Below are 25,181 nucleotides of genomic sequence, written 5' to 3'. Positions count from 1 at the left end.
CGTCTGCTACCGGGAAAAGCGAGTTCGCGGCCATCTTTTACCCTTTACCGTGAGACGGCGCGTTTAGCTAGGGTCTCGATAACACCTTATTATCACGGCTAAACGGCTCAGCAACATAGACGGAGGTACGCGGTTTACGCTACTATTGCCTTTAGATGCAGGACCAAGAACCCTCCGAAGCTTGCGACGACAGTGACCCGATCGCAGCTCTTATAGAGCGTGCGAGCGTAGCAATCGGGCGGCTGGACGCACACGTTTCCGTTAGTTCTGCCGCCGGCGCTTGGAGCCTCCGTGCAGCTTGGACTGGGTATGCGCGGGCCCTTCAATTAGTCGGCACCGAGATTGACGAAATTGATGTATTTTCGTGGGGTTCGGGTGTCTCCGTACCCCACAGACCACGCCGCCACACGCTTGTTGACAGCTTTGCCAGCTTCGCGCCCTGGCGCGATCGGCTGCTGGCCGATGGCCGACATTGGAAGGAAGACCTTCCGTTCAGTCCTGCCTCGGACTGGTCGGGTCGGCATGTGCCGATGCTGGCCCGCGCGCTCGCGCTACAAGCTGACTATGTGAAGGCCGAGCGTTCAATTGATGCTTGGTTATCATTGCCGGTTCTCCTTTATCGGCTCGGCTTGACCGAGCGCCCCCTCCCCTGCCTAGTTGAGGGTGATCGTCGGCTCCTTTTCGCGCCGCGCGACCGTGGGCCGTCCTCGCGTCGTATATTGCGCGCTTTGGAGGCTTCGGCGCTTCAAGGGCGGAAGTCCCTGATGGCGATTGAAGATGCTCACGTGCTCGCCGTGTCGGCCTTGGCGAATGAGCTTCGCCCGGCTGCGCTGGGGCGATTGGTTCCGTTGTTGATGCAAGCGCCCGTGCAATCGCCCGAGAGCGTGGCGCGGCAGCTGAAGCTCACCCTCTCCGGCGCGGGCAAACTTCTTAGCCGCGCTGCGTCCTTAGGTCTGGTGCGGGAAGTCAGCGGGCGACGCGCTTGGCGGACATATGTTGTCCCCGACTTAGCAATCGCGCTTGGTCTCGTCGCTCCGCGCAAAGGACGTCCGCGATCTCGGCCGACCCTGAGCGTCCCGAACGCCGACCTTGACGCCATCTTGCAGGACTTTGATCGTCAGATGTCGGAATTTGACGCTCGTTTCCCGTTAGACGGCGGGCGGAATGACCTGCGTTAATCTTATGATCCTTGGGTCAGGCTTTGGCGGCGTACGCTTTTGAACGTCCACTTATAATTCGTGGGACCGATGCCACATGTAGATAACGATTGCGGCCCGCATTGCTCTTAGATGTCCGATTTATCGGTGGTACCGGTGTGTACCATACCCTTCGGTACCAATGTGTATGACGTCCTTTGGTAGTGGACCGTAGACTGCGCAACTGAGTAGTTCCCAACTAAGGGCACTGGTCGGGATGACGTGCGTAGTCGATGGTTGCCAACCAACCGCGATGCTAGTAGGTCCGAGTCATTGGTATGGCTTGGTACCAACCGGAAGCGTATCTTTCATCAGGGTACCTTCAGGAACCGGTTAGCGCGCTATTATTTGGAAGGTACCTTATGCCCGTCATAAGCTTCGCGAGCCCGAAGGGGGGCGTTGGCAAAAGTACGTCGGCATTGATCCTAGCGAGCGGCCTAACTCAAGCCGGCGCAAGCGTAACCGTGATCGACGGTGATCCGAACCGGACGCTCTATCATTGGTCTAAAAATGCTGGAGCGGGAGCCTTCGCATGTCGTGAGCTTCCGTCCGACAACGAGATATTAGATGCAATTGAAGACACGGCAACCCGGAGCCAGTTCGTGATCGTCGACCTCGAAGGCACGGCGAACCTCGCAATGTCCCGCGCTATCTCGCGAACTGATCTCGTCGTCATTCCTCTTCAAGCCTCCCCCGTTGACGCTCGTCAGGCTAGTCGGGCAATCAAACTTGTCATTGATGAGGGCAGGGCGCTTCGCCGAACAATACCCTATCGAATGCTTTTTACTCGGGTGAACCCAGCAATAGCGACGCGTGACGAACGAGAAATCCGGACCCAGTTTCGCGACGCCGATATCCCGACATTCCGCATCGCCCTAAATGACCGGGCTGCATTTAGGGCGATGTTCACCCATTATCGTTCCCTCTGGGAACTCACTGCCGAGGCTGCCGGCATAGATAAGGCGCGACAGAACGCCGCAGCGTTCGTGGCGGAAGTCACGCAAGTAATCAGAGATCAGCAGCAGGCTCAGGAGCGCGCAGCATGAGCAAGATCGACCTCGGCCTCGGTGACCTGTCCGACATCAAGCCAAACGCACCCCGCCCCCAGACCGCGTCTGAAGATCGTACGGAGAGCGCTGCCATCGACACGATCGGCCGAGATCACGGTTTCACCAAACCATCGGTCCCGGCTACGTTGCCGCGGCGACGGCGCACCGCGATGCAAGGCGAGCCTCAGCACCAAATCAGCATCAAAGGTCCTGTTCGAGTGATGGAGCGGTTGATCGATTATTGCGACAGGGAACGGATCGCATATTGGGAAGCCCTTGAGAAGTTTCTGGACCTTGCCGAGGATCGCGGCCGCTAACGGCAGCTGAGTTGGTTACAGCACTTTGCGGACCAGACTTACGGACACGAAACGGGCGGAGCTTCACTCAGATTGTTGTCACGTCCGAAACCGATCGGTTTCGGACAAAGGCGTCAGCCGCGTTATCTAAGTAGATTATACTACCGAAATGCTACTCGGACCAGTCAGCAGCCGAACGTAGCATATGTTGGCCGGTGACCAATCCGGCTCCGGGAAGTCGGCAACACCTAAAGCCTTTGCGATCCCTTGAATAGAAGCATAAAGCCGACCGGCGTCAACCCAATCATTATCCTGTAAAGCTTCGATCAGGCTGTCGAGGATCGCATCCAGCATCGCTACTAGATCGTCACCATCGAAAACCGCGTCGTTCATCGGCGCACTCCGGTAATCTCACGCTCAATGATGCGGCGGGCTACTATTCCAACGTGAGCGCCGGGATCATCGGGCAAACCCCGGTCCTTATTGGAACGATGATCTACTCTGGCTTCGCTGCCAAGGGCCTCGAGTCTGGCATTGAGGACGTTTGCCCATTCGGCGCGCAGCGCAGTCAGCTTTTGTCGTGTATTCCATTCGCGCGGCTTCTGATCGAACCGACCAGCGCTGATCGGCCGCGTTGGGAAGAGGAGGTAGCCGTGGCGGTGCGTCGGCTCGCCGACGCCGGCCACTTCGATGAGGGTGAGATCGACGGGAAAGCCGGCGTGAACGATGTTGTCGATCGCGAAGCGGCGAAGTGCGTTAATCGCGGTAGCGCGATCGAACTCGTCGGGAAGCGAAAGATCGTATTGGCGAGCGAGCTGCGCGTCCTTGCGGATTTCCGCGAACTCCACTGCGTTCCATAACGCCTCCCGATCGCCAAGCCGCGGAGGCGCAGTGTCGGGTAGTAGGATCGCCGAATGGCTGACCGTGCGGTCGCCGATAAAGTCAGAAAAGCGGCCAAGGCGCTCGTCGCGAAGGCGGCAGGCGTTTTGCCATGCAGATGCGGCGATGACGCTTCGTCCGACCGACCGACGGATAATGCGGGCATGAAAATGATAGATGGCCATGTTGCGGGGTCCAGGATGGCATTTCTATCGACCGATCATATCGCCGCTACTCGTGGTGGGAAGCGTCGTGCATTTCAAAGCGTGCAAGTATGCTCGGGTCCAGCTCGTCGCCCTCTTTCATCGGCTCGACACGCCTAAGCGTGTCGAGCGCGTGTTGCAGGAGGCAGGCGGATCTCTCCTCGCCGCCTTGCTGATCGAGCAAGGCGAGCGCCATTCCCATGAGCATTTCGGCAGTCTTCAGACTGCGATTATTCTCGGTCACAAATCCTACCTCGTTGCGTGCCGCGTGGTGGTCGCAGAGTTAGCTTTTGGATCAACTAAAACTGTTACGGGGTCCGTTCTATATGGAGGCTTGTGCGGGAGGGGGCAGATGGGCGCAGAACATACGCGGGAGGGGAAGTGGCGGCGGATCAGCGGCGGTTTGATTCCGGTTGGGATTATCGGCGCCTATTTTGCCACGCCTTCGCTGCGATTCTGCAACCCGCTTTTGCTACTGCTCGGCGGCGTGTTTCTCGGCTTCGCGGCCGAAGCTGGGTTCGAGCGGCTGGTTGGAAACGTGAAAACACGGCTTAATGCTATCCAGGTGTGGGGCTTCATTCTGCTGGCCGCCTGCTTCCTCGGAGCCGCATGTCGGGAGATATTTCAGCGTGAGCCACGGTGGGACGCTAAATGCGCAGCATTGCAGGCCGATATGCTGAACGGCAGGGCGGCGGGCTCGTCGGCCCCGGGGAGGGGCCAGGCGACCCCATCCGAAGCGTTTCAGGCGCTCGGGTGTCGGCCGCAACTTTAGAGCAATTCGTTGCCGGGCCTGCTATTATCCCGACCGAACCTTTAGGATATCGGCCATGATAGAGCTTGTTGAGCACGAACGAATTGGCGCGAAGCTGAGCGATGACGACAAGGGCGAATTGCTGCGGTCGATCCGTGCGCTCGCCGATAAGGTCCAGGACCTCTATCGTCCCATCCGCGACAGTCTCAGCGCCGAGGCTCAGTTAAGCGATCCGGATCTGCTCGGGCTTTGTCACGCCCGCGACAACCTAATCGGGGCCGAGAACGCAGTGCTGGGCATCCGGGAGGCCCGTAATGTGAAGCAGGCGGAAGACGCGGTGCGGGGAGGGCGGCATGGCGGATGACTACAAGGATCCTGCGACGATGACGGACCAGGAGCTGGTCGCCGAGTGGAACTGCATCGACTGCGACAGCGAGGACACGGTGCGCACTGATGCGCTGGCCGCAGAACTTGAAAAGCGAAATATCGACATTTGAGCGGTAGTTTCGAGCGGCTGGAAGACCTCCGCGTTGGCTCGCTGAACCTCGGGCTGAAGTGCGGAAACTGCGGGCACCGCGGCGTTGTCGACGGCGCGAAGCTGTGGCGGTGGTTCGCTGTTCATCGCTGGAACGGAGCGCGCGAGAAGGTCGCGGAGCATATGCGGTGCAGCGTATGCAAGCGCAGGCCGACGGCTTTGGAGCCGACGCCGGAGCCGCCCTCGATCGAGTTCGGCCCGCGAAGCGAGGCCGAGTGGCAGGCCATCGTGAAGCGGCTGCGCCGGTAGGATTGAGTGGTGATAATCGCAGCGAGCGCTGTGAAGGTGCGCTATGAAGCGAACCGACAGTCGATAGAGTGGAGTTGGTCAGATGATGAGATCGGTCTTTGTGATTGCTACCGCTGCGATGTTTTCGGCCATTGGTTCGGCGGCGCTGGCTCAGGCGCATGTGTCTGATTTGATGCGTGAGAACATCGCGAACGGGATCGCGTTCACTGCGAAGTACACCGGCAAGTCGATCGACGTTGATGATTATGTCGTAGCCACGTCCGCCTCGTCGAATGGGAACGGCTCCATTTCGGTTGGCGCTAAGCCGGATAAGTTTGGATTTCCGCCGTCAGCCACGGCGCTTTGCCCGCTTAGGGACGCGCAGGAGATCCAGACTTTCAGCTCCTTGAACAAGGGCGCACACATCATTCTGACGGGGAAGTTTTCGTCCATGATGGGCTCGACGCTCATGCTGACGGATTGCTCCTACCGACTTTCCGCAGCGAAATAGCTTTTAGGACGGCATAGCCTGTTCCCTTTATGTTCGTTCCCGCGTTATGAGGGGCGACGAGTTAGGGATTCAGATCATGTTGCTGCCGATCGCGCAGCCGGTCCCGCTTGCCGTGATGGCGCCGGGCTTCCGGCTGAAGCCGATCGGTGTAGCGGGAGCTGGCTTTCCGTCACCCGCCCAGGACTGGGAGGAGGACGCCATAAACCTGGTGGAGCTGTTGCGGCTCAATCGAGCCGCCAGCTTCGTCTTCCGGATCGACGGGAGCAGCATGGTCGACGCCGGCATCGCCGACCGCGATGTCGTCGTCGTCGATCGCGATGTGACGCCGCGCAGCGGCCACATCGTGATTGCGGTGTTGGCTGGCGGTTTTGTCTGCCGTCAGCTCGTTCACCGTGGCGGGGTGCCGTATCTGGAGGCGCGCAACAGCCGGCAGAGTTATCCGGAGCAAATCGCCGACGAACAGACGGAAATTTGGGGCGTCGTGCGGGCAGCCGTCCGCGACTATCAGCGATAGGCGCGGGAATGACACACGCGATCGTCGACGTTTCCAATTTTTACGTTTCATCAGAAAGAGTCTTCGACCCGAAATTGCGGCGTGTGCCGGTCATTGTGCTGTCTAATAACGACGGTTGCGCGATCGCCCGAAGTGAGGAGGCCAAGGCCCTCCACATCAAGATGGGCGATCCGCTCTTCAAGATTCGCGATATCGTGAAGCGCCACGGGATCGAGGTCCGTTCCTCGAATTACGAGCTTTATGCCGACATGAATCGGCGGTTCAATGCGGTGATCGCGGAGCATAACGACCTGATCGAGATCTACTCGATCGACGAAAGTTTTTACCGGCTGCCAGTTCTGCCCAACGGGCTCGGCGACGTCGCGGCCGCGCATAAGCTGCGCGCGGCGATCCTACGCGAAACCGGCCTTCCGACGCGGATCGGGCTTGGCCCGACGCGGGCGTTGTCGAAGGTCGCGAACGCCTTGGCGAAGGCGACCGAGAAGATCTGGGATGGTGTCGTGGACCTCCACGACACCGAGCTGCGCACGCGGCTGTTCGCCGAATGGCCGGTCAAGGAGGTGTGGGGGATAGGGTCGGCGCTGGCGGCGCGGCTGCATCCGCTCGGTATCCGCACGACGGCCGATCTGGTGGCGATGCCACCAGCAGCAGCGCGCGATGTGGGGACCGTCGTTCTCGAGCGCCTGGTGCGGGAGTTGAACGGCGTCGAGTGCGACGGCTTCAAGCCGGAGCCGGAGGCCAGCAAGGCGACGGCGGTCACGCGCCAGTTTGGCTCGCCGGTGACGGACCTCGACGAGCTTCGCGAGGCGATGGTGCGGCGTGCGGTGCGCGCGGCCGAGAAGATCCGGCACCAAGGGCTGGTGGCGACGCGGCTGATCGTGTTCGCGCACGGCTCGCGCTACCGACCCAATCCGCCCTCGGCGAGCCGCCAGACGCGGATGTCGCCGCCCAGCAACGATCCGCGCATTATCGCCGGCCTCGCCGGCAGGATGATGGAGGCGATGTATCAACCCGGGGGCGTCTATACGAAGTGCGGTGTACTGCTCGAGGAGCTGCTGCCGCAGGGCGCGGGGCAAGGGGACTTCTTTGCCGTCGAGGATCCGCGTGCGCCCGGGTTGCTGGCGGCTATGGACGGACTCAACGATCGATTCGGGCGGGGGACGGTCGGGATCGCAGCGCAAGGGTTCGGCGCGCGCGCGTTCGATACGAAGCGGAGTCAGAAAAGCCCGGCGTGGACGACGCGCTTGGCGGAGATCCCAGTCGCCCGATAGGTCGGAGCAGAGCGAGACAAAAAAAGGGAGAGGCCGAAGCCCCTCCCGATTTCGTCAGTGAATCAGCTTGGTGATGATCGGTGACAGTGCCGATACCAGCACCCCGATCGCGATCACCGAACCGAGCGTTCCGATGAGCCATGTCAGCGCCTTCAACTGCGCCTCTTGGCCCTTCAGCTGCGCTTCCAGCCCTGCGTTCGCTTCCTTGATCTTCACCGCCATATACTCCTCAAATGCTGCAACAACCTCGGTGGCCTGATCGTCAGTCACATTAACGGACTTCAGAGCCTTAAACAATGTGATGTGCATTCCGTTCTCCTTCTCGTTGATTGGAGTGGCAAAAACGGCATGGGCTCCGGCGTTGGCTGTCAAGGACAGCGTAGCGGCCGCGAAGCGGGGAGTGGGGGAGCCGATTTGCGCAGCAAATTGGGGGAACCGCTCATCCTTGATAGCCAGCGCGCACCCATGCCAAACTTCCACATTCAATAGAGAGAAAAATACCCCCAACCGTGCCGCTTGGATGATCGGTGTAACCGATCTGCCGGCAACGCCGGCATTGGGCGGCCCGAAGGCCGCCCCGGTCCCGGGCTTAGCCGGGATCGTTGTGCTTCGCCTTGGCGGCGTTGACCAGGGCGACGATCTCGGGCTCGAAGAACAGCTCTCCGCGCTCGATGACCTGAAGACCGGGACCGTCGAGGACGTCGCGGATGCGATCGGCGACGATCTGATCCAGTTCGCTCGAGAGCGCGTCGACGTCGTACTGTGCGGAGAAGGGGGAGATCTTCGGCCAGTTGGTTTGGGCGGCGAAGCTGGCTTTCTCGGCAAGGGAGTCCTTCAGTGCCTTGATTGCGGCGTTGCCCAAGGCGCGCTCGAATGCGATCTGGGCGAAAAGGCGGTGCGACATAATCATCTCCTTCATGCCATCATTGGCGGCATAGCCAGGAGGTTCGGCGATGCCGGGTCACAGGACCGCGTAAGCGGCCGCGCCAGCGGGGCAGGGGGGAGCCGATTTGCGTAGCAAATTGGGGGACCGCGCATCCTTGAGGCGGCAGGAGCCGGACCTCATGCTAGGGGTGCAGCAGGTGGATAATACACATGGGGTTTGCTTACGTCAGGGATCGTCACCCGAATGGGCCGAGACCCGAAGGGGCTCGGTGGAGCGCAAGCGGAATAGAGCCCGGCCCCGCCCGCAGGGCGGGGAGACGCCCGCATGGTAGGATTCTCGGTCTGGCCGGTTCATACAAAGACACCACAAATGCGCGGGGTGAAGGTGGACGAACCCGATCTTGAAGGAGCCGTTTTGCGCGAAGTCGAGACAGGCTTGTTGCAACTGCATCAGCGAAGTTCGGGACTAAGCGGTCTCGTCGATACACCGGAGCTGACGTTTGAATATGCGGCTGTCGCATCGCGGGAGCTGATCGTCGATGTTGGAGAAATCTCCCGTCACAACATGCTCCTGGTCGAGGAAATGATCGCGGCGGTCCGCACGTTGCAACGGGCACATCAGCGGAGGATGATGCCGCCTCGTAGGATCCCGCTCCGTGACCGGGTGACCCTGCCGCAGCTCGTCGTGCTCGGTATCGCCGCGTTGATCGGGATCGGCTTCACCGCTTTCCTTATCGGATATGTGCAGGGGTTTCCCGAAGGCTGCGCGCGTGGGATCCGCGAAGTGCTGGCACATCGAGCGGTGTGAGACATAACGAGAGCGGGGCGGCAGCGCCGCCCCGTCTCCCGGTCACTCTTCCCAGAGCGGCTTGAGCTTGCGGGTCCGTTTGCGCGCGGGCCGGGGTGCCGCGGGCATCCCGTTGATCGCGATCTCCGCCTGGATGCTGGCCAGTTCCGCGAGCCATGTTTGGGTGCGTGCGGTTTGAATGTTCATCTGATCCTCCTTCTGTTCGCTTGAGACAGAGGCGGGCTGACGATCGGGCGGGGTCGGGGTCAGGGACCGCGCAGCGGCCGCGAAGCGGGGCGTGGGGGTGCCGATTTTGTCGTGGACGAAGTGGAGCGCAGCGGAACGCACGGCCGCGTCAAAATTGGGGGCACCGCGCATCCTTGACGCCGACCCCGCCCGGTCGTCACGATGGAACGGCGTCGACGACAGAGCCTTTCCGACGGTGGTGGGGCAGGGGAGGCCGCCACACAGCCCACTCCCTTCTGCCTCCGCGCCATCACGGCAACTGGACGGTCTGCGATGCCAGGATCGCGCCGGTCAGCGCGTCGCTGTCGATTTCACCGGCGATGTAGCGGGCATTGAGCTGCTCGATCTCGTCGGAGAGGATGCCACCCTCGTGGCGGACGTTACCGCGGGCGAAGTGCACCTCGCGGTGACGGCGTGCGCGCTCGGCTGCGCTGATCTGGCTGATCGTTTCGACGGTCATGATGTGATCCTTGTCGTAGACGGAGGGAAAGCCCCGACGGCGAAGCGTCGGGGCGGTCTGCGTCATCGTTCGTCGACGCGCATGATGGTGAGGACGCGCGTGGTCTGGAACGGATCGGCCGGATCTTCCGAACCCCCGGTGAGGTCGAGATCGTAGTAATCGATCTTCCAGTAGCAGGCGGTGCCCTCGAACTCGAACCGGCCCATGTCGCGCTCGCCGTGCGGGTTGATGGCGTCATCGAAGCGGTCGTAGTCGCGCACGGTGCGGATCAGCTCGGCGCGTTTGCGAAAGCCACGGAAGAGGCTGACGTCTCCGATCAGGTCGGCGATTCCGCTCGTCATCACGATGCGGTTCTTGCCTGGTGCGGTGATGTTTTGGCGGAGCCAGTCGTTGAGCCGCGCGATCTCGGCGGGCTCGCCCTTCCGGCGCTCGGATGTGGAGGTCTGGTCGGCCATCTCGGTCTCCTTGTCTGACCCCGCCAATCGGGGCCTTCGACAGGCGACAGGACCGCCGAGGCATAGCTGGCTCGCGCACCCGCAGGGTCGAAACGCAGTGGAGAAGTCCGCTTGCGGACTTGCGCGTGAAAGCGCCTCGGCGAGGACGTAGGAGCCCGAAAGGCCCCTCGGGTGGCGGCGAGTTGGAGACCGGCCGATCCCAAACCGCTGGACGATGCCGGGCCGGGAGGACTATCGTCGCGGCCATGGAATCCTCTGCCAACATCGTCGCTCTCTGGCCCCGCTGGATGGAGAACGTCGGCATGATGTTGCGGATGAAGGCGCTGGTTCGCTCGCGCTGCTGCCAATGCGGGACGTTGATGCGCGTCGAGATGGAAGATGTCGTTGCCCGGCACGGCGCGAACTATTCGCTGGTCGACAAGCTGGAGCGCTGCCGGATGGTCGAGTGTTACGGTTCGACCTTCTATCTGGCATCACGGACCTATGGCGGGCAGTGGACCACGCTGCTGCGCGAACCCAGGCTGCTCGAGGCGTTCGAGGAGCTGCCGCCCGTCAGGACGGCTTGGAGTTGATCTTTATCAACCGCAGGCGGTGAGCAAAAAAGGGGGCCGAAGCCCCCTTGGTGTCAGTGCCGCAGGATCGACACCAGCGTTCCGATCGCGGTCAGGGCCACGATGGTAAAGCCGACGATGCTGATGACCCAGGTTTGGGTCTTCATGTGCGTCTCGAGCGACCGTTGCAGGCCGTCGATTTTCTCCTGAAGCGGCTTTGTCGCGTCTCCAACCATGTCGTCGATATACTCCTCGATGCTGGCCACCACCAGCTTTGCCTGATCGTCTGTGACGTTGATGGATTTGAGTGTTTGATAAAAATCAATCTGCATAGCGTTCTCCCGTTGTTTGCACGAAATTGTGCGGGAGTACCGGGACATGGGCTCCGGGCGATCGGGTCAGGGACCGCGAAGCGGCCGCGCCAGCGGGGCGTGGGGGAGCCGATTTGCGCAGCAAATTGGGGGGACCGCGCATCCTTGAGGCGATCGCCGCACCCATGTGATACTACCACGACACGAATGAGCAGTTCTCCCACAGGTGCCGCAGCGGCGCGTAGCGCGGGGACGAGACGGGCTCGATGCCCGGCTTGGCCCCTCTCTGTTGCGCTTGATAGCGCGGGGGTGGGACGGGCTCGATGCCCGTCCTGGCCCCTGATCTATTGCGCCTGACGAAGGCGCGGGGGCCTTTCGGCCCCCATGTGGTCAGGCAAAGGGGTCGTACTCGTTCACGACGACGACCGAGCTGTCGTGATCTTCGGCGGTGATGACGGCGTATTGTGTGCCAATCGCGATGACCATGGTTGCCACCATCAGGGTCTTTGCGAGGCTCATGGCGTTTTTGCGGGCGATCCAGATATCGTTGAACATGTCCGAGGCTCCTGTGAAGCCGGCGGGGTTCATCCCCGCTCGACAGGCGCCCGACAGGGACGGGGAGGGGCCGCGATCACTTTTTTTCGGCACGAAAAAAAGCCGTAGCGAAGCGCCCGGACCCCTTGTGGGTTGATCGTATAAGGCCCCGAGCCGTCCCAAGGATTGCGCCTCAAAGAGCGGGGTGAAGCTCGTTGGCCGGAGCGTCGTGCTCAGCGCTGGGTCGCCAGTGACGCACGCCCCTCGCTAAAGGATGGCGGCCGCCTGCCTCTCGTATCCGCACTCTGCGTCCCCTCCGATCGATGGGAGAGTTCGCCGGCCTGCAGAGACGGCCTGCCCGGGGCAGATTGGAAAGAGGTTGCCGCTTTTCGGAAAGATGTTTCCTGCGCGCGTGCGCGCCCGTCAGTTGATCGTCACCCGAATGGGCCGAGACCCGAAGGGGCTCGGTGGAGCGAAGCGGAATAGAGCGACGGTCCCGGCGCAGCCGGGAGACGCCCTATAATGCCGTCAGTTCTTCATAGATTTCGGCACGTCTAGCCGCAGCGACGTACCAGCCCTTGGACTTGGGATGCCATCTGGCCTTACCTTCCAGCACGCCGATCGCCAGCTCGCCGGCGCGAGATCCATACGGCCACCATATCCGCATTTCGCCGGATGACAGATCTTCGATCCAGATCGCGCCGAGCGAGGTTTCAATGGTCTCTTTCGCCATCTGCGGACCGTAGCAAGGTCGCCGATGTCCGCGAAGCGGGCATCGGCGAGCGGAGCGTTGAACACGGGAAGAGGCCCGGAGCGTAAGCTCCGGGCCGTGCTTGCCTGGTTGTTAGAAGGGCACGTCGTCGTCATCCAGACCGCCGTGATCCTGCGTGTTGCCCTGCTGCTGGCGACCCCGGCTGAGAAAGGTCACTTCGTCGGCGATGATCTCGACGCCGTAGCGCTCGATGTTCTCGCTGTCCGTGTAGCGGGTGTAGTGGATGCGGCCCCGGACCATGACCTTCTGGCCCTTGTCGACGTACTGGGCGACGGTCTTGCCGACGCCGTTGAAGCAGGTGATGCGGTGCCATTCGGTGTCCTCGACCCGGCGACCATCGGCGTCCTTGAGAATCTTGCCTTCGCTGTCGCGCTTGGGGCGCGAGGTGGCGAGGCTGAACTGGGTGATCTTGGTGCCGCCCTGCGTGGTGCGGACTTCGGGGGTGGCGCCGACGTTGCCGGCGAGGATGACGAGGTTCTGCATTTCGAGGTTCCTTTTTTGGCTCGCCGGGGGTCCGTCCCCTCGACTGAACACCAAAAAAGACGGCCAGGACGCCCTCTCCACCGGAGCGCGAAGACGCGTAGGGGAACCCCGATACGAGGGGTGGTGCGGGCAGCCGCGTAGCGGCAACTCGGCCCGAAGGATCGCGGGTTGGGGAGGGTGGACGGCCGGATTAGGTCGTTCAGGAAAGAGAGGGGATGGACCCCCACTGGCGGGCAACAGGCAAAGAACCGTTGCAGGACCAGCTTGTCACATCGATCTGCCGGCAATGTCGGTGCCTCGATCCGTCACCACAGGCGGCACGACACCCTGCCTGCCCTTGCCATGCGCCGATCGTTAGGTGGGCACCCTCACCGGCATCACGGTCGCGGCGTGGACCTTGGCACTGTCTTCCTGCCCAGGCGCGTGCGCCGTGCCCTGTCGACATCGCCTGATGACAGTCCGGCGCGTTTCACGCCGCTGCGCGACTGAGACCGGAGCGCCGCTGTCGTGATGCCGATCGAGACTTTCAACCGGGGTGCTGGCGGGGCCTGCGCGAACCATCATGGCAGCGTGCTGACCGTGCCTCTCAACCGAGGCAGACGGTCGGGGCAGGCTCCGGGCCTCGCCCCGCGGAACCGCTCTGCGTCATATATCAGGGCGCGGTAGCGCCCGCTTCATGCGACCACGGCGCGTCGACGCTCGCGTTCGGCGCGTAGTGCCTCGACTGTGACGAGGTCGCGATGCGTCTGGATAAGATGCGCGAGCCGATCATCCGGTAACAGCCGGGGATCGAGCGCCGGACCCTTGGTCCGCGGTGCGGTCCGTCCGAGGTCGAGCAGCGTTTTCCGGTTGGTCGCCTCGACGATCAGCGTGCCGAGTTCGGCACGCGACCACACGCGCTCGAGGCCGTGGAGATCCGCGCCGGGGTAGCGCGCAGCCGCAAGGCGCGTGACGAGCCGCGTGATCGCGGCAATGTCGCGCGACGCGCGGATGCGATCCGCAGTCAGTTGGCGCGAGGTCGACTCAAAGCGGTGGTAGAGCGGCGTGCGCGGACGCATGATCGCCGACTGGCGATCGAGTTCGCGGTGCCAGGCCGCAAGGCCGCACCATGGCTGAACCGCCATGCCGTAGGTGGCGGTCGGTTCGCCCGGCATGTCGAAAAGTTCGAGTTGGCGCGCGCGTGCGGGCGCGCTCGGCGCAGTAGAGCGCCGAGTGGTCGGGCGTGGCATGGCCGCCTCCGTTATAGGGTGTGGAACAGGTCCAGTTGCGCGGCGCGCGCGGCGCGTTCGCGGCCTTCGGCGATTTGCGTGGCGAGCCACGCCTTCTGCTGACCGATGCCCATGCCGAGCATGGGGACGGCAGCGCGATCGCCGGCGAAGGCGAGGAGCGGTTCGCGGTAGAGCCGCCCTGCGAGGAAGACGATCGGGCCGGCGTGGCGCGGTCCGATGGCGCGGCGTAGCTGCCGTGTCGTCTTCTCGCCCCACAGACGCCGCTCTGCGGCCGTCAGGTCGCGGAGCGTAGCGTCATAAGGGGCGAGGCGCTGTGAGGGCTTCACGAGGCCGTGTGCGGCCGAGAGGATGAACCAGCGCTCGCCGGTTTCCTCGACGTAGGTGCGCGCCTTACGGAACCAGTCGGACCGATAGAGGTCGGCCGCGCGTGCGCGCCGATCGAGCTTCTGCGAAACGCAGGCCACCAGATAGACACACGTTGTGGCGTCGGCTGCGGCCGTCACGGGTCGATCAGACCCGGACGGCGCGGGCGCGCCGGGGCTCCAAGTCGATCGACGGTGAGCTGGCGGTGGAGGTTCGCTGGCAGGTCGGGGATATGGCGACGTGCGACCGCGATCAGCGGGTCGGGTTGCGGGGCTTCGCCGTAGAAGCCTCCGAGCCAGATCGTCGGGGCGGCGTCCTCATCGTCGATGTCGCCGGTCCAGACCTGGAGGAAGAAGGTTGCGAGGGGGGCATCCCAACCGATCGAGACCCGGGCTGCGTCATTCCGATAGTCGTGGCGGCTCATGGCGCATCCCCTTGCGATGGGCGGTCGGCGATCATCGCCAGGCGCTTCTCGGCCTCGTCGAGAGTCGCCTTGCTCAGGGCGTCCACGCGGCTCGGGCCTTGGCGGTTCCTGATGTGTCGAAGGCTTGCGCCGTTCGGCTCGCTGTCATCCTTTCCGAACAGATAGAGGTCAAGCAGCTTGCTCCGCCATCGGCGTCCGTTGCGGCGCCGGAAATCGACGAGCGTGCGTAGCTCCTCGTCGGTCCAGGCCGGCATTGGGACGCGGACGGGTTTGGAATAGTCGGTCATGGTCGGCGTCCTCATTCTAGGCCGGAGCCCGTGGCTCGCAGGTATCGAAGAAAGTCCCGGCTCCATGTGTGCGGGACTGGCTTGGGCGGGCGCTCATGCGTCACGGTCGGGCCGTCGAAGAGATCGGGCTGACGCCCGATCACGAGCGGCTGGATGATGTGACGCGGTTGCCGGATGCAGTCGCGCGCCATCAGGCCGCGACCAATTCCGGGTAATGCGCGCGGAGGTTGGCGATCGCCTGTTCGCCGTCCGGGAAGGGCGGGCGCATGATGCTGATCGCGGAGCGGATCGCGGCAGCGAGATCCGCGTGGTGGATCGCAGGGTTAGTGCTGTCGGGGTATTCGACGGGCGCGGTGAAGCCGGCGTGAAACCAGCGACCGAGTCCTTCGTCGACGAGGATGGCGTAAGCGGTCTGGGCTTCGTCCGAAGGATCGAAGCGCAGCGCGAGTTCGGTGTAGCGCCCGAAATCGTGGTTCGAGGTATCGCGCGTGAAGACGGCACCGGCAGGAGGCGGACCGTAACGCGCGATCAGGGCGGCTTGGTAACAATCGACTTCGAGGCGGTTTATCCGCGAGAAGTCGGGGGTGCGTCCGAGCTGGGCGCAATCTTCCTCGGCCGGACTTGCACCAATGGTCAGGGTTTCGGTCATGTTGTTGGCTCCGTGCGGATCGGGAATCGACCGCTCATCAGCGCCTGCGCATCCTCTCCTCTCTCAGCGCTCGGGTTCGAGGTCGCGCAGCTCGGCGAGTTCGATCTTGGCCGTGCGCTCGCCTCCGATCGGATCGAAGAAGACGTAGCAATGGTCGTTGAAGGGGCTGCCGCAGAGCCGCCAGACGACGCCATACCGGCCGAGGTATCGTTGGACTCCGAAGGCGGGATCGACGGCGCCGGGAGCGTCGACCAAGCGCACGCGCTGGCTGACGCGCAGCCAGTTGGCGGCCTTAGCGACAATCTCGGCCTTCTCGGTGGGCGTCAGATGTGCGGGGCGATCGCCCCGGAGCGGTCCGAAGGTCGCGAGGGGATCGCCCGCGATGCGTTCGAGCTTGTCCTCGAGCGTCTCGTCGGGTGTGCGATCCCACGATGGGGCTTGCCTGTGCCGATGGTAGCGGGTGACGGGCTTCGCGGTGGAAAGGTCGGGCTGATAACCGATTATGCGACGTCGCTCCTGGTCCGCCAGATACTCACGGCGCCAGAGATCTTCGTTGGTCAGTGGCCGGGGTTTTTCAGGCGGCGCGCGGACGATCGCCATCAACTCGTCGAACTCGGCGCGCGGGATGGTCGCAATGTGCTGATTGTAGGCCATGCAGGAGGCTCATTTTTCGCCGGCCTGGCCGATGCCAAGCAGGAACGGATCGCACGACGCCTCGATGTCCTCGGGCGTCAGATCCTCGGATGCAAACAAGTCGCGATCGGACAGGACCGCACGCGGAGCGGCGGGATTGTCCGTCATGACGACGTGATAGGTGTCGCCGTCAGCGGCTGCGCGGCGCAGCGCGAAGCGCCAGCAATGCGCAGCCGTCTGGAATGGGTTGGGGCGGGGCATCGTGTTACTCCATCGGTGTTGTGGGTGAGAATGGTCTCCTGCGGCAAAGCCGCAAGAGGCGAGGCCGCTGGCGCAAAGCCAGCGGCCGAGCCGAAGCTCAGGCGACCTTCCGGTCGCGCTGAGCGTTCTGTGCAGCGGGAGGGGTTCCGAGCGGTCCGCGGCGATCGACCACGCGGATGCCGGCCTTCTTGGCGTCGATCACCAGACGTTCGCTCACGCCGTTGCCCTGGAAGGCGATGACGTAGCGGGGCTTCAGCGAGAGCATCTGCTCGTTGCGACGGAAGCCGGCACGATCACCCAGCTTGCGATCGAGACCGAAGCGGACTTGCTGGATACCGTTCTGTTCGGCCCACGACGCCGCGATGCGCTCGATGCCCTTCATGTCGCCGCCATGGACGAGATACATGTCGCCGACGCGCTCCCGAACCGCATTGAGGGTGCGCAGCAGGTTGTCGCCAAACGCCTTCATGTCCTCGTCGGTCCGGAAGGTCAGCCGTCCCCCGGCAAACACGACTGGGGTGCCCTGTGCCGTGTTGGCGTCGCGGACCCGCTCGCGGCGAGCCTGAAGGAAGGCGCGTCCGTCAACGATTGCCGACGTCACCCCGAGCGAAATGCGGTTGCCGGTCGACGGGATCCAGGAACGGCCGGTTTCTCGGATGTAGTGTGCCGCTGCGGTGTCGCGCATATGTTCGTAGCAGGTGGCGGCTTCCTCGATCTTCTTGGCAAGGTCGATCTTGTCCTCGAGGTTGGCGGTGTTGATCTCCGAACCGTCCTGCTCGGCCAGGAGGAGCCTGATCTCGTCGGTGAGACGGTCGATCGACGCGTGCTTCTTGGCCGCGGCCCGGTGGAAGAGGTTGACCAGGCCCCAGCCCATCTCCTCGATGTCGCGCTCGAGCGACGTATTCTGGAGGGTTGCGAACAGGTCGTTCCAGATGGCGGTGGTGGTCTGCTCCAGTGCGTCGGTCGAGGGCGGGCACATGCCCGAAACGTCTTCGGCGCGGGGTTCGAGGTGTCCAAGCTCCAGAGCGGAGAGTGCGGCAGCAAGGGAAGTGGTCATGGGGTCAAGCCCTTCATCTGATCGAGGCCGGCGGCCTATCCGCCGGATGCGCACCTCCTGGGCGGCCGAATAAGAGGCGCCCGCACCGGAGCGTAGCGGAGGGAAACCGCAAAAACCGGGGTGGTGCGGGCAGCCGCAAAGCGGCAACTCGGCCCGGATTTTTGCGGTTGCGGGGGTCTCGCGGCCGCCCATGTGCCGCATCTCTCTGGCGGAAGGCTGTCGGGCGTCAGGTGGCGTCGGGCGAAGACGTGACCACGCTTGTTGCCGCCTTCGGAACTGCCGGGCTCAACCCGCACCGCGCGATGTCGTCGAGAAGTGCCTGCCCCGTTGCACATAAGCGGACCATCGCCGCTGGGGTGATCCTCAACGCTCCTTCGGCGCCGATCGCGTCGATCATGATGCGGAGCTGGTCGACCAGATCCTCGCTCCGGGTCGCGGCATAGCCCGCGCACGCCGCCACCTCAGAGAACAGGCCCGGGACGGGCAGGACGAAGGCATCGCCGCCATCCGGGACAAAGCGCCAGGGATCGACGTCCGCACCTTCAGCGATCGCGCTGACATAAGTGGGATGCTCCGTATCGAGGCTCTTCCACCCGTCGGTCGTATGCGACGCATCGATCGCGGAGCGGCAGGCGCTGACGACATCTTCCGCCTCGACCGTGATTTCCGCACGATAACGGGCAGGGTATTCGGAAGGGGTCGGTGAAGGTCTTCATGAGATCCGATTCCTGGTGTCCGGCAACATGGGCGTGATGCGCTGGTATCAATGCCGGCTGGAAAAGGTTCGCATCGGAAAACGATCGCGCTGGTCTCTATGGACGACGAGCGTGGAATCCAGCGGTTCAATAAACCCGAATCCTACGATTTCGTCCTGCGGGTCGACCATGACGGTCGTTCCTTTTCGATCGACGGCTCACTCGCCATCCTCACCTATCAGCTTGCTGAAACGCGCCAGAAATCGGCTTTTTCGGAATGAGGTGACGCCGTGCTGATCATCTGGGGGACGTAGCCGCCGCCAGCGTTCAAGGGAACGTTCTGTTGTCCACTAGGCATTGCCATTCGGCTTAGGGTGTCTTTTCGCCCTCGCCCGGAACCGACCCCAAGGAAGCCAAAGAATAGCTAATGAGATCAATACCATTTAAGCTTGAATTCTGACAAATTTGTCATTGATCGGACTTAAGGTTGGGCTATTCAGAGGGTACCAAGGGGAATGGGTGGATAAATGAGTCGGGGGGATAACACCTCGCGCTGCGCAACGCAGAGCGCGGATGACGGGCTTGTGGCCTTCGCCATAGTCCTTGCGATGCATCGCATCGCGGTCGACCCAGACCAGCTTCGGCACGCGCTTGGCCACCACGACCCGGTATCGGCGGACGAATTGCTAAGGCTCGCCAAGCGCCAAGATAGTGTCCGTGGTAAGGTGATCGCGGGCACTTTCGACAAGCTAGGCCGCTTGCCTCTTCCTGTTCTGGCAGACGGGCCAGACGGCTGGTTCATTATCGGCCGAGTGACGGAAGATTCTGCGCTGATCCAGCGCACGGGGTGTGCGCCAGAGAAGGTCGACCGAGCGGCGCTGGACGCGATCTGGTCCGGCACGCTGATCCTCATCACGACGCGGGAGGGCGTCGCTGGCACAGCGGGGCGCTTCGATGTCACCTGGTTCATTCCGCAGATCGTGCGCTATCGTCGGCTGATCGGCGAGGTCCTGCTGATCACGCTTGCGCTCAACCTCCTTGGTCTGGCAGCGCCGCTCTTCTTCCAGAATGTGATCGACAAGGTTCTGGTCCACAATACGCTTGCCACGCTTCAGGTGCTTTCGATCGGTTTCGTCGCGGTGTCGGCCTGGGAAGTCGTGTTCGGGTGGCTGCGGACGCGGCTCTATTCCGAGACGAGCCAGAAGCTTGACGTCGAGCTTGGTGCCAAGCTGTTCCGCCATTTGCTGAGTTTGCCGCTGTCATATTTCGAGGCGCGCCGGGTCGGCGATACCGTCACGCGCGTACGCCAGCTGGAATCGATCCGTGAGTTCCTGACCAACGCCTCGCTGTCGGTGCTGGTCGATCCGGCGTTCACGATCGTCTTCCTCGTTGTGATGTGGATCTATTCCACGACGCTCTTCTGGATCGTGGCGCTCACCATTCCCGCCTACATCATCGTATCGCTGCTCGTGACGGGGCCACTGCGGCGCCTCCTGGATGACAAGTTCGAGCGCGGATCGGCGAACAACGCGCTGCTGGTCGAAAGCGTCTCGGGCATGCAGACGGTCAAGGCGTCCGCCGTCGAACCGCAGTGGCAGGAGCGCTGGGAGCGGCAGCTGGCCGGCTACAGCGCTGCGAACCAGCGCGTTATCAATCTCGGCAACACCGGTAGCCAAGCGGTACAGTTCATTTCGAAGATCAGCCTTGCGGCGATCCTTTTCTTCGGTGCACGCGAGGTGATTGCTGGGACACTGACGGTCGGTGGGTTGGTCGCTTTCAATATGTTCGCGCAGCGCGTGTCCGGCCCGGTCATTCGTATGGCGCAGCTATGGCAGGATTTTCAGCAGGTTCGCCTATCGATCGATCGGCTCGGCGACGTGCTGAACGCGCCTGCGGAACCCGGAGCCGGCTCGAGACTCGCGCTGCCTAAGTTGCGGGGCGAAGTCCGATTTGAGGGCGTCAAGTTTCGCTATGGGCTGGAGGGGCCCTGGACGCTGGAGGACATCGACTTCCACTTGTCGCCCGGCACTACTATCGGCATCGCAGGGTCATCGGGTTCAGGCAAGTCGACGCTTACGAAGCTGTTGCAGCGGCTTTACACGCCAGCGGCTGGACGCATCTTGATCGACGGCATCGACGTCGCGCAAATCGATCCAGCATGGCTGCGGCGACAGATTGGCGTCGTGCTGCAGGAGAACCTGCTGTTCAACCGCTCGATTCGGGAGAACATCGCGCTCGCCAATGCGGCCATGCCGCTCGAAAGCGTCATGGCGGCGGCACAGCTCTCAGGCGCACATGACTTCATCCTGACGTTACCTAACGGCTACGACACGATTATCGAAGAGCGCGGGGTCAACCTCTCCGGCGGCCAGCGCCAGCGCATCGCGATCGCACGAGCGCTGGTGACCCAGCCGCGGATCCTCATTCTGGACGAGGCGACCTCAGCGCTCGATGCCGAAAGCGAGGAAATCATCCAGAAGAACCTTAAGGCTATGGCGCGAGGGCGCACCGTGCTGATCATTGCGCACCGTTTGTCGGCAATCCGACAGTGCGACCGCATCATGACGCTTGAGCGCGGGCGCATCGTCGAGGTCGGCTCGCATGACGAACTCCTGCAGCGCGGCGGGCGTTACGCAAGCCTGCACCGGCGACAGATGGGTATGCCGGGGGAAGCAGCATGAACGCGATCTCACGCCATTGGGAAATCGCGCGGCACGCTCTCGCGGATGAGAAAGTGCGCAAGAACACGTTGTTCAAATCGGACGAGACGGCCTTCCTGCCAGCCGCGCTAGAGATCATCCAAACGCCCGTGTCACCTACCGCGCGCGCGACCACATGGGCGCTGCTGATCCTCCTTGTCGCCACGATCGCTTGGCTCACATTCGGCGAAATCGACGTGGTGGCTTCCGCGCCTGGCAAACTAATTCCGGTCGATAGCGTTAAGCTGATCCAGCCGGCCGAAGCGGGCGTAGTCCGAGCGATTCTTGTTCATGACGGGCAACGTGTCCTTGCCGGTCAGCCGCTTGTCGCGCTTGATCCGACTGTATCGACCGCGGAGGTGGTACAGGCACAGAAGGCGCTCGAGACCGCAATGCTGGACGCTGCCCGTGCCCGAGCGATCCTTTCCGGGCTCGACGGACACGGGCTCGCCTTTATGTCGCCGCCTGGCACCGCGCCTGAGGTAATTTCAACGCAGGTCGCACTCGCGCGCGCCCAGCTCGCGGACATTCAGGCTACCGCCGCGACGCATCGCGCCGATCGTCAGGCGTCGGTTGCGACGCGAAACGAGGCCCAGATTCAAGCCGCGAAGCTCACCGAGACGCTTCCGCTGCTCGATGAGCAAATCGCCGCCAATGAGCAACTTCTCGCCAAAGGCTATGTGTCCAAGCTCAAGGTTATCGAAATGCGCCGCCAGCGCCTCGCCAGCGCACGCGACCGAGATGCCGCGATCCAGACCTCGAGCAAAGCGACAGCACAAATGGCGGGCGCGGGCAGTAGCATCGTGCAGTCTGGTGCTGAGGCCCGCGCTCGTGTGCTTGCCGACCTCGCCAAGGCCGATGCCGAAATCAAGCTACGTCGCGAGGAGCTGGCGAAAGCGACACAGAAGTCGAGCCTGCAGACGTTGACGAGCCCGGTCGATGGCGTGGTCTCGCAGCTTGTCGTGCATACGGTCGGAGGGGTGGTCGAAGCGACCAAGCCGATCATGGTAGTGGTACCGAGCGCAGGAGCATTGGTCGCAGTGGTGAAAATTCTCAATAAGGACATCGGCTTTGTACGGGCTGGCCAAATGGTCGCCGTGAAGCTCGAGGCGTTCCCTTTCACCCGTTACGGTACAGTCCGGGGTCGCCTCGAAAGCCTTGGATCAGATGCAGTCGAGGACGACAAAATGGGATTGATTTACCCGGCACGGGTGCGACTTGACGGAGCAGTCAGGCCCGGGCGCGTCGTAACCCTCAAACCCGCAGTTGGTATGCAAGTAACAGCCGATATTCGCACCGGGCGGCGCAGCATACTGTCGTACCTACTCAGCCCGATCGACGAAATGACGCGGGAAGCGGGTAAAGAGCGATGAACGACCGTAATGACAACGCCTTGAAACGCCAGCAATCGATGAGGTTCAAAGGTTTACGTTTTGTTCTCGTAGATCGCATAATAGCAGTTATTATTATGGTTTTTGCCATAGTGTTATCATCATTCGCATTTCGGGGATTACCAAGAATTAATCACCGAACATTTTTGGCAAAGCCATATATCTTACCTCATAATTGCAACAGAGCTGATTATGATATAGGCGATCATATCTCTAGATCGTGCGCAGTTCCATCCGTCGCGATTATCAGGCCTGAAAGCATTGGACTTACAAGTAATGGTCGCTCACGCGGCAAGCAATGGTTCAGAATGTACGACGATGCTATAGAAGTTTTTTGCGGATTTGGCTACGGAGATTGCCAAGTATATTCTGTTATAAAAAACAAATTCCGCAGTTCAAAAATATAGTCGCCTATTTTTCTTGAGGGGTTAACTATGTCTCAGTGCGCTTCAAATTTCATTCGTGGCATAGGATCGCGTACTTTAGAGAACGTCAAATCTGCTATTGGCACTCCAGGAGGCGCTGTCGGCACTGGAGCAGTAACCCTCATTTCTGCTACAAACGATTATTTTATTAATAGTATTTCCACGATAGCTGGTGGGAGCAAACTAAGAATTATCGCGCAATTCCGTAATTTAGAGGCAGCCGGTATTGCAGGGGCCGCAGGTGAGCAAAAAACGGGTGCCTACATCAATTTGGCAGTCGGTACAGCCGTCGGCATCGCTGCAACTGCTGGCTTACTTACCCTAGGTGGAGTTGGCATCACTGTTGGTCTTCCGGCGGTTGTAGCTGGGACCGCTTTGTCTATATTTACGGGAGCGGTCGCTCAGGCAGCTTATGACCAGTATGATCAGAATGGTGGCGCGCCGACGTTTGATTGTCGCGATCCAAATGACCCGGATCCAAATGACCCAAATAATCCGAATTATGATCCGTGGACGCCCTACGATCCGAATCCGTTCGACCCGCTTAACCCCTACGACCCCGCCAAACCTTATGGCCCAGACAATCGGTACGACCCGAATGGTCACCCGGACCCGAATAATCCGTGGGACCCGCGTAATCCTCGTGATCCCAATAATCCCAACGATCCACGCAACCATCGTCCGCCATGGGACCAGCCTCACAATCCCCTAAAGCCACCAAAGCGGGACCCGCTCGTTCTTGATTTGAACGGCGACGGCGTCCAGCTGATTTCGGTGAGGAACTCCCATGCGCAGTTCGACCTGGATGGCGACGGTTTCAAAGAACGAACCGGGTGGGTAAGCCCTGAAGACGGTTTTCTTATGCGCGACGCCAACCGCAATGGGCTGGTCGATGGCGTCGATGAGTTGTTTGGCAATGCTGGCGAAGACGGCTTTACGGCGCTGGCACGAATCGACAGCAATGCCGACGGGATCATCGACAGTCTCGACACTGCCTTTGCAGAATTGCGAGTTTGGCGGGATGCCAACGGTGATGGCATCTCCCAGTCTGGCGAATTACAAACACTGAGCCAAGCCGGCGTTGCGTCGATCAGCCTCGATAGTGTGTCTTCGGGGCAAGGCGTCTCCGACAATATAATAGGTCGGACGGGAAGCTTTGTTCGGTCCGATGGCTCCGAAGGGGCGACCGCGTCTGCTTATTTTGCCGTCGACACAATCATTACAACTTTCACCCCGCCCGCTGGCTATCAGGAAAGCGATTTTGCATCGATCGCACCTCGCCTGAAAGGTTATGGCAACGTTACCGATTTCTCATATGCATTAAGTACTAACTCGTCTTTAGCACAAGCGGCGACTACGTTTCTGACGCAGACTACATTGTTAACTGGTGCAGAGCTTCGTACGTCGTTTGAGCATATTGTAGCATTATGGGTGGGTGTATCATCGACACCAACAGATCGTGGCCTTTATATTGATGCGACGCATCTGGCGGTAGTTGAAGCCTTTTATGGCACCTCATTTGAACAACAAATTGGCGGCCGGACTGAACATAACCCTGATGCCAATAATGCTATAGGCATTGAGAAAGCGTATCAGAGCATTATTGACTCATATCTTACGGAATTCACTTCCCAAGCGGCCGTTGGCCGATATCTCTATGCAAACGGAGCAACGCTCTTTAGCCAGGATGCGGATCTATTTATCTCAGCTCTTCAGTATGACCCCGTCGCAGGCAGATTAACTGGAGACGGTAGTTTGGTTATCAAAATGGGGGCGCTGCTTGCGCCGACCGATGCCGAGGGAGCCTATAAATATTTTGGGCGTCTAACGACAGAGCTTGCCGGAACGAAAGCTTCGCTATTCGTTAACAATGCTGCGGGGCTGACGTCGGCATGGGACGTTGCGCTGCAACCGCTGGCCGATCGCGTGGCTGCGTCAGCTCTGCTAGAAAGGACAGTTGCCGACACTTGGATCAATGGTTCGCAAGGCCGTGATGAGATCTACAGCGGAAACGCTGCCGATGTGTTGGTCGGCGGCGTTGGCGACGATTACCTCCAAGGCGGTGTAGGCAGCGATATGTACCGCTATGCTTCTGGCGATGGAAGCGATCGCATTGTTGACACTGGCAGCGCCGACGACATCGACGTGCTC

At 61.5% G+C, this 25,181-nt stretch carries 36 protein-coding genes and 1 pseudogene; 16 read left to right on the top strand and 21 right to left on the bottom strand.

Annotated features, from left to right (window positions below; all coding sequences use genetic code 11):
• Nucleotides 1-524 precede the first annotated feature (524 nt).
• The 3 genes from RH90_RS24515 (at nucleotide 525) to RH90_RS20815 (ending at nucleotide 2,562) form a co-directional block, all read left to right on the top strand.
• On the top strand, nucleotides 525-1,178 hold the full coding sequence (locus tag RH90_RS24515; protein WP_232280463.1) for a hypothetical protein: 654 nt from the start codon (nucleotides 525-527) through the stop codon (nucleotides 1,176-1,178).
• Nucleotides 1,179-1,474: 296 nt separating this feature from the next.
• A complete protein-coding gene (locus RH90_RS20820; protein WP_081477062.1) occupies nucleotides 1,475-2,242 on the top strand; it encodes a ParA family protein in 768 nt (255 codons plus the stop codon).
• A complete protein-coding gene (locus RH90_RS20815; protein WP_010188825.1) occupies nucleotides 2,239-2,562 on the top strand; it encodes a hypothetical protein in 324 nt (107 codons plus the stop codon). Before RH90_RS20820 ends, RH90_RS20815 begins: the two co-directional genes overlap by 4 nt.
• Before the next feature lie 135 nt (nucleotides 2,563-2,697).
• Here RH90_RS20815 and RH90_RS20810 read toward each other — a convergent pair whose 3' ends face one another.
• Genes RH90_RS20810 through RH90_RS20800 form a run of 3 tightly spaced genes read right to left on the bottom strand, consistent with a single transcriptional unit; the run spans nucleotide 2,698 to nucleotide 3,867 of the window.
• On the bottom strand, nucleotides 2,698-2,934 hold the full coding sequence (locus tag RH90_RS20810; protein ID WP_010188823.1) for a hypothetical protein: 237 nt from the start codon (nucleotides 2,932-2,934) through the stop codon (nucleotides 2,698-2,700).
• Nucleotides 2,931-3,605 carry a MobA/MobL family protein gene (locus tag RH90_RS23000; RefSeq protein ID WP_010188815.1) on the bottom strand — a complete coding sequence of 225 codons (675 nt, stop codon included), beginning with the start codon at nucleotides 3,603-3,605 and terminating at the stop codon, nucleotides 2,931-2,933. The genes RH90_RS20810 and RH90_RS23000 overlap by 4 nt, the downstream gene beginning before the upstream one ends.
• A gap of 46 nt (nucleotides 3,606-3,651) precedes the next feature.
• Complete coding sequence (locus RH90_RS20800; protein ID WP_157134789.1) at nucleotides 3,652-3,867, bottom strand: hypothetical protein; 216 nt, start codon at nucleotides 3,865-3,867, stop codon at nucleotides 3,652-3,654.
• 108 nt (nucleotides 3,868-3,975) lie between these two features.
• Between RH90_RS20800 and RH90_RS20795 the strand changes: the two genes are divergently transcribed.
• The 7 genes from RH90_RS20795 to RH90_RS20770 all read left to right on the top strand — a co-directional run bounded on the left by RH90_RS20795 (nucleotide 3,976) and on the right by RH90_RS20770 (nucleotide 7,433).
• Nucleotides 3,976-4,395 (top strand): hypothetical protein, encoded by a 420-nt coding sequence (locus RH90_RS20795; RefSeq protein WP_010188813.1) that lies wholly within the window; start codon nucleotides 3,976-3,978, stop codon nucleotides 4,393-4,395.
• Nucleotides 4,396-4,450: 55 nt separating this feature from the next.
• The gene (locus RH90_RS20790; RefSeq protein WP_010188811.1) at nucleotides 4,451-4,738 is read left to right on the top strand and encodes a hypothetical protein; all 288 of its coding nucleotides are present in this window, start codon (nucleotides 4,451-4,453) and stop codon (nucleotides 4,736-4,738) included.
• Nucleotides 4,728-4,871 (top strand): hypothetical protein, encoded by a 144-nt coding sequence (locus RH90_RS23735; RefSeq protein ID WP_157134788.1) that lies wholly within the window; start codon nucleotides 4,728-4,730, stop codon nucleotides 4,869-4,871. Before RH90_RS20790 ends, RH90_RS23735 begins: the two co-directional genes overlap by 11 nt.
• The gene (locus tag RH90_RS20785; protein WP_010188809.1) at nucleotides 4,868-5,158 is read left to right on the top strand and encodes a hypothetical protein; all 291 of its coding nucleotides are present in this window, start codon (nucleotides 4,868-4,870) and stop codon (nucleotides 5,156-5,158) included. The genes RH90_RS23735 and RH90_RS20785 overlap by 4 nt, the downstream gene beginning before the upstream one ends.
• A gap of 82 nt (nucleotides 5,159-5,240) precedes the next feature.
• Entirely contained in the window at nucleotides 5,241-5,648 is a 408-nt protein-coding gene (locus tag RH90_RS20780; RefSeq protein WP_010188807.1) for a hypothetical protein, read from the top strand.
• Nucleotides 5,649-5,724: 76 nt separating this feature from the next.
• Complete coding sequence (locus RH90_RS20775; RefSeq protein ID WP_010188805.1) at nucleotides 5,725-6,162, top strand: LexA family protein; 438 nt, start codon at nucleotides 5,725-5,727, stop codon at nucleotides 6,160-6,162.
• A complete protein-coding gene (locus tag RH90_RS20770) occupies nucleotides 6,120-7,433 on the top strand; it encodes a Y-family DNA polymerase (RefSeq protein WP_442852480.1) in 1,314 nt (437 codons plus the stop codon). Before RH90_RS20775 ends, RH90_RS20770 begins: the two co-directional genes overlap by 43 nt.
• Before the next feature lie 54 nt (nucleotides 7,434-7,487).
• Here RH90_RS20770 and RH90_RS24510 read toward each other — a convergent pair whose 3' ends face one another.
• Both RH90_RS24510 and RH90_RS20760 read right to left on the bottom strand, forming a co-directional pair.
• On the bottom strand, nucleotides 7,488-7,940 hold the full coding sequence (locus tag RH90_RS24510; protein ID WP_232280462.1) for a hypothetical protein: 453 nt from the start codon (nucleotides 7,938-7,940) through the stop codon (nucleotides 7,488-7,490).
• Between the two features lie 82 nt (nucleotides 7,941-8,022).
• Nucleotides 8,023-8,337 (bottom strand): hypothetical protein, encoded by a 315-nt coding sequence (locus RH90_RS20760; protein WP_029625556.1) that lies wholly within the window; start codon nucleotides 8,335-8,337, stop codon nucleotides 8,023-8,025.
• A gap of 306 nt (nucleotides 8,338-8,643) precedes the next feature.
• On the opposite strand from RH90_RS20760, the gene RH90_RS20755 reads away from it, so the two are divergent.
• Nucleotides 8,644-9,126 (top strand): hypothetical protein, encoded by a 483-nt coding sequence (locus tag RH90_RS20755; protein WP_232280461.1) that lies wholly within the window; start codon nucleotides 8,644-8,646, stop codon nucleotides 9,124-9,126.
• 42 nt (nucleotides 9,127-9,168) lie between these two features.
• On the opposite strand, the gene RH90_RS23730 is transcribed toward RH90_RS20755, so the two are convergent.
• The 3 genes from RH90_RS23730 to RH90_RS20740 form a co-directional block, all read right to left on the bottom strand.
• Nucleotides 9,169-9,312, bottom strand: coding sequence for a hypothetical protein (locus RH90_RS23730; RefSeq protein WP_157134787.1), 144 nt, complete (start codon nucleotides 9,310-9,312; stop codon nucleotides 9,169-9,171).
• A gap of 289 nt (nucleotides 9,313-9,601) precedes the next feature.
• A complete protein-coding gene (locus RH90_RS20745; RefSeq protein ID WP_029625554.1) occupies nucleotides 9,602-9,811 on the bottom strand; it encodes an antitoxin VbhA family protein in 210 nt (69 codons plus the stop codon).
• 62 nt (nucleotides 9,812-9,873) lie between these two features.
• Complete coding sequence (locus RH90_RS20740) at nucleotides 9,874-10,266, bottom strand: DUF3768 domain-containing protein (protein WP_010188795.1); 393 nt, start codon at nucleotides 10,264-10,266, stop codon at nucleotides 9,874-9,876.
• 302 nt (nucleotides 10,267-10,568) lie between these two features.
• Here RH90_RS20740 and RH90_RS20735 point away from each other — a divergent pair, with 302 nt between their 5' ends.
• Complete coding sequence (locus tag RH90_RS20735; protein WP_232280460.1) at nucleotides 10,569-10,838, top strand: hypothetical protein; 270 nt, start codon at nucleotides 10,569-10,571, stop codon at nucleotides 10,836-10,838.
• A 53-nt stretch (nucleotides 10,839-10,891) separates the two neighbouring features.
• On the opposite strand, the gene RH90_RS20730 is transcribed toward RH90_RS20735, so the two are convergent.
• The 13 genes from RH90_RS20730 to RH90_RS20670 form a co-directional block, all read right to left on the bottom strand.
• Nucleotides 10,892-11,149, bottom strand: coding sequence for a hypothetical protein (locus RH90_RS20730; protein WP_010188791.1), 258 nt, complete (start codon nucleotides 11,147-11,149; stop codon nucleotides 10,892-10,894).
• A gap of 369 nt (nucleotides 11,150-11,518) precedes the next feature.
• Nucleotides 11,519-11,683: a hypothetical protein gene (locus tag RH90_RS24120; protein WP_010188789.1), complete on the bottom strand. Its 165-nt coding sequence runs from the start codon at nucleotides 11,681-11,683 to the stop codon at nucleotides 11,519-11,521.
• A gap of 496 nt (nucleotides 11,684-12,179) precedes the next feature.
• Nucleotides 12,180-12,395: a hypothetical protein gene (locus RH90_RS20720; protein WP_029625553.1), complete on the bottom strand. Its 216-nt coding sequence runs from the start codon at nucleotides 12,393-12,395 to the stop codon at nucleotides 12,180-12,182.
• A 111-nt stretch (nucleotides 12,396-12,506) separates the two neighbouring features.
• Nucleotides 12,507-12,917, bottom strand: a complete 411-nt coding sequence (locus RH90_RS20715; RefSeq protein WP_010188787.1) for a single-stranded DNA-binding protein — start codon at nucleotides 12,915-12,917, stop codon at nucleotides 12,507-12,509.
• A 674-nt stretch (nucleotides 12,918-13,591) separates the two neighbouring features.
• Nucleotides 13,592-14,146: a hypothetical protein gene (locus tag RH90_RS20710; protein ID WP_157134786.1), complete on the bottom strand. Its 555-nt coding sequence runs from the start codon at nucleotides 14,144-14,146 to the stop codon at nucleotides 13,592-13,594.
• 11 nt (nucleotides 14,147-14,157) lie between these two features.
• Nucleotides 14,158-14,649, bottom strand: a complete 492-nt coding sequence (locus RH90_RS20705; RefSeq protein ID WP_010188782.1) for a DUF6884 domain-containing protein — start codon at nucleotides 14,647-14,649, stop codon at nucleotides 14,158-14,160.
• On the bottom strand, nucleotides 14,646-14,933 hold the full coding sequence (locus RH90_RS20700) for a hypothetical protein (protein ID WP_010188780.1): 288 nt from the start codon (nucleotides 14,931-14,933) through the stop codon (nucleotides 14,646-14,648). The genes RH90_RS20705 and RH90_RS20700 overlap by 4 nt, the downstream gene beginning before the upstream one ends.
• On the bottom strand, nucleotides 14,930-15,220 hold the full coding sequence (locus RH90_RS20695) for a hypothetical protein (protein WP_010188778.1): 291 nt from the start codon (nucleotides 15,218-15,220) through the stop codon (nucleotides 14,930-14,932). The genes RH90_RS20700 and RH90_RS20695 overlap by 4 nt, the downstream gene beginning before the upstream one ends.
• A 190-nt stretch (nucleotides 15,221-15,410) precedes the next feature.
• Entirely contained in the window at nucleotides 15,411-15,869 is a 459-nt protein-coding gene (locus RH90_RS20690) for a hypothetical protein (RefSeq protein ID WP_010188776.1), read from the bottom strand.
• 63 nt (nucleotides 15,870-15,932) lie between these two features.
• Nucleotides 15,933-16,469, bottom strand: coding sequence for a hypothetical protein (locus RH90_RS20685; RefSeq protein ID WP_157134785.1), 537 nt, complete (start codon nucleotides 16,467-16,469; stop codon nucleotides 15,933-15,935).
• Between the two features lie 63 nt (nucleotides 16,470-16,532).
• Complete coding sequence (locus RH90_RS20680; protein WP_010188771.1) at nucleotides 16,533-16,763, bottom strand: hypothetical protein; 231 nt, start codon at nucleotides 16,761-16,763, stop codon at nucleotides 16,533-16,535.
• A 97-nt stretch (nucleotides 16,764-16,860) separates the two neighbouring features.
• Nucleotides 16,861-17,820: a DUF2493 domain-containing protein gene (locus tag RH90_RS20675; protein ID WP_029625551.1), complete on the bottom strand. Its 960-nt coding sequence runs from the start codon at nucleotides 17,818-17,820 to the stop codon at nucleotides 16,861-16,863.
• A gap of 226 nt (nucleotides 17,821-18,046) precedes the next feature.
• Nucleotides 18,047-18,217 carry a hypothetical protein gene (locus RH90_RS20670; protein ID WP_157134784.1) on the bottom strand — a complete coding sequence of 57 codons (171 nt, stop codon included), beginning with the start codon at nucleotides 18,215-18,217 and terminating at the stop codon, nucleotides 18,047-18,049.
• Nucleotides 18,218-18,586: 369 nt separating this feature from the next.
• Between RH90_RS20670 and RH90_RS22995 the strand changes: the two genes are divergently transcribed.
• The 4 genes and pseudogenes from RH90_RS22995 to RH90_RS23725 form a co-directional block, all read left to right on the top strand.
• A complete protein-coding gene (locus tag RH90_RS22995) occupies nucleotides 18,587-18,796 on the top strand; it encodes a hypothetical protein (RefSeq protein WP_232280459.1) in 210 nt (69 codons plus the stop codon).
• Nucleotides 18,797-19,042: 246 nt separating this feature from the next.
• Nucleotides 19,043-21,196: a type I secretion system permease/ATPase gene (locus RH90_RS20665; protein WP_037493977.1), complete on the top strand. Its 2,154-nt coding sequence runs from the start codon at nucleotides 19,043-19,045 to the stop codon at nucleotides 21,194-21,196.
• Nucleotides 21,193-22,587: an HlyD family type I secretion periplasmic adaptor subunit gene (locus RH90_RS20660; RefSeq protein WP_010188763.1), complete on the top strand. Its 1,395-nt coding sequence runs from the start codon at nucleotides 21,193-21,195 to the stop codon at nucleotides 22,585-22,587. The genes RH90_RS20665 and RH90_RS20660 overlap by 4 nt, the downstream gene beginning before the upstream one ends.
• Nucleotides 22,588-23,039: 452 nt before the next feature.
• Nucleotides 23,040-25,181, top strand: a pseudogene (locus tag RH90_RS23725) (hypothetical protein); the annotation flags it as partial.

It is taken from the genome of Sphingomonas sp. PAMC 26605 (assembly GCF_000241485.1).
Lineage (GTDB): Bacteria > Pseudomonadota > Alphaproteobacteria > Sphingomonadales > Sphingomonadaceae > Sphingomonas.
This window is presented reverse-complemented; position numbering and strand designations above follow the sequence as displayed.

Coding starts and splice junctions, on each gene's coding strand:
- RH90_RS20820 (WP_081477062.1), top strand. CDS start 1,475: ATGGCTTGGTACCAACCGGAAGCGTATCTTTCATCAGGGTACCTTCAG.
- RH90_RS20815 (WP_010188825.1), top strand. CDS start 2,239: ATGAGCAAGATCGACCTCGGCCTCGGTGACCTGTCCGACATCAAGCCA.
- RH90_RS20810 (WP_010188823.1), bottom strand. CDS start 2,934: ATGAACGACGCGGTTTTCGATGGTGACGATCTAGTAGCGATGCTGGAT.
- RH90_RS23000 (WP_010188815.1), bottom strand. CDS start 3,605: ATGGCCATCTATCATTTTCATGCCCGCATTATCCGTCGGTCGGTCGGA.
- RH90_RS20795 (WP_010188813.1), top strand. CDS start 3,976: ATGGGCGCAGAACATACGCGGGAGGGGAAGTGGCGGCGGATCAGCGGC.
- RH90_RS20790 (WP_010188811.1), top strand. CDS start 4,451: ATGATAGAGCTTGTTGAGCACGAACGAATTGGCGCGAAGCTGAGCGAT.
- RH90_RS23735 (WP_157134788.1), top strand. CDS start 4,728: ATGGCGGATGACTACAAGGATCCTGCGACGATGACGGACCAGGAGCTG.
- RH90_RS20780 (WP_010188807.1), top strand. CDS start 5,241: ATGATGAGATCGGTCTTTGTGATTGCTACCGCTGCGATGTTTTCGGCC.
- RH90_RS20775 (WP_010188805.1), top strand. CDS start 5,725: ATGTTGCTGCCGATCGCGCAGCCGGTCCCGCTTGCCGTGATGGCGCCG.
- RH90_RS20760 (WP_029625556.1), bottom strand. CDS start 8,337: ATGTCGCACCGCCTTTTCGCCCAGATCGCATTCGAGCGCGCCTTGGGC.
- RH90_RS20755 (WP_232280461.1), top strand. CDS start 8,644: ATGGTAGGATTCTCGGTCTGGCCGGTTCATACAAAGACACCACAAATG.
- RH90_RS23730 (WP_157134787.1), bottom strand. CDS start 9,312: ATGAACATTCAAACCGCACGCACCCAAACATGGCTCGCGGAACTGGCC.
- RH90_RS20745 (WP_029625554.1), bottom strand. CDS start 9,811: ATGACCGTCGAAACGATCAGCCAGATCAGCGCAGCCGAGCGCGCACGC.
- RH90_RS20740 (WP_010188795.1), bottom strand. CDS start 10,266: ATGGCCGACCAGACCTCCACATCCGAGCGCCGGAAGGGCGAGCCCGCC.
- RH90_RS20735 (WP_232280460.1), top strand. CDS start 10,569: ATGATGTTGCGGATGAAGGCGCTGGTTCGCTCGCGCTGCTGCCAATGC.
- RH90_RS20730 (WP_010188791.1), bottom strand. CDS start 11,149: ATGCAGATTGATTTTTATCAAACACTCAAATCCATCAACGTCACAGAC.
- RH90_RS24120 (WP_010188789.1), bottom strand. CDS start 11,683: ATGTTCAACGATATCTGGATCGCCCGCAAAAACGCCATGAGCCTCGCA.
- RH90_RS20720 (WP_029625553.1), bottom strand. CDS start 12,395: ATGGCGAAAGAGACCATTGAAACCTCGCTCGGCGCGATCTGGATCGAA.
- RH90_RS20715 (WP_010188787.1), bottom strand. CDS start 12,917: ATGCAGAACCTCGTCATCCTCGCCGGCAACGTCGGCGCCACCCCCGAA.
- RH90_RS20710 (WP_157134786.1), bottom strand. CDS start 14,146: ATGCCACGCCCGACCACTCGGCGCTCTACTGCGCCGAGCGCGCCCGCA.
- RH90_RS20700 (WP_010188780.1), bottom strand. CDS start 14,933: ATGAGCCGCCACGACTATCGGAATGACGCAGCCCGGGTCTCGATCGGT.
- RH90_RS20695 (WP_010188778.1), bottom strand. CDS start 15,220: ATGACCGACTATTCCAAACCCGTCCGCGTCCCAATGCCGGCCTGGACC.
- RH90_RS20690 (WP_010188776.1), bottom strand. CDS start 15,869: ATGACCGAAACCCTGACCATTGGTGCAAGTCCGGCCGAGGAAGATTGC.
- RH90_RS20685 (WP_157134785.1), bottom strand. CDS start 16,469: ATGGCGATCGTCCGCGCGCCGCCTGAAAAACCCCGGCCACTGACCAAC.
- RH90_RS20680 (WP_010188771.1), bottom strand. CDS start 16,763: ATGCCCCGCCCCAACCCATTCCAGACGGCTGCGCATTGCTGGCGCTTC.
- RH90_RS20675 (WP_029625551.1), bottom strand. CDS start 17,820: ATGACCACTTCCCTTGCTGCCGCACTCTCCGCTCTGGAGCTTGGACAC.
- RH90_RS20670 (WP_157134784.1), bottom strand. CDS start 18,217: ATGATCGACGCGATCGGCGCCGAAGGAGCGTTGAGGATCACCCCAGCG.
- RH90_RS22995 (WP_232280459.1), top strand. CDS start 18,587: ATGCCGGCTGGAAAAGGTTCGCATCGGAAAACGATCGCGCTGGTCTCT.
- RH90_RS20665 (WP_037493977.1), top strand. CDS start 19,043: ATGAGTCGGGGGGATAACACCTCGCGCTGCGCAACGCAGAGCGCGGAT.
- RH90_RS20660 (WP_010188763.1), top strand. CDS start 21,193: ATGAACGCGATCTCACGCCATTGGGAAATCGCGCGGCACGCTCTCGCG.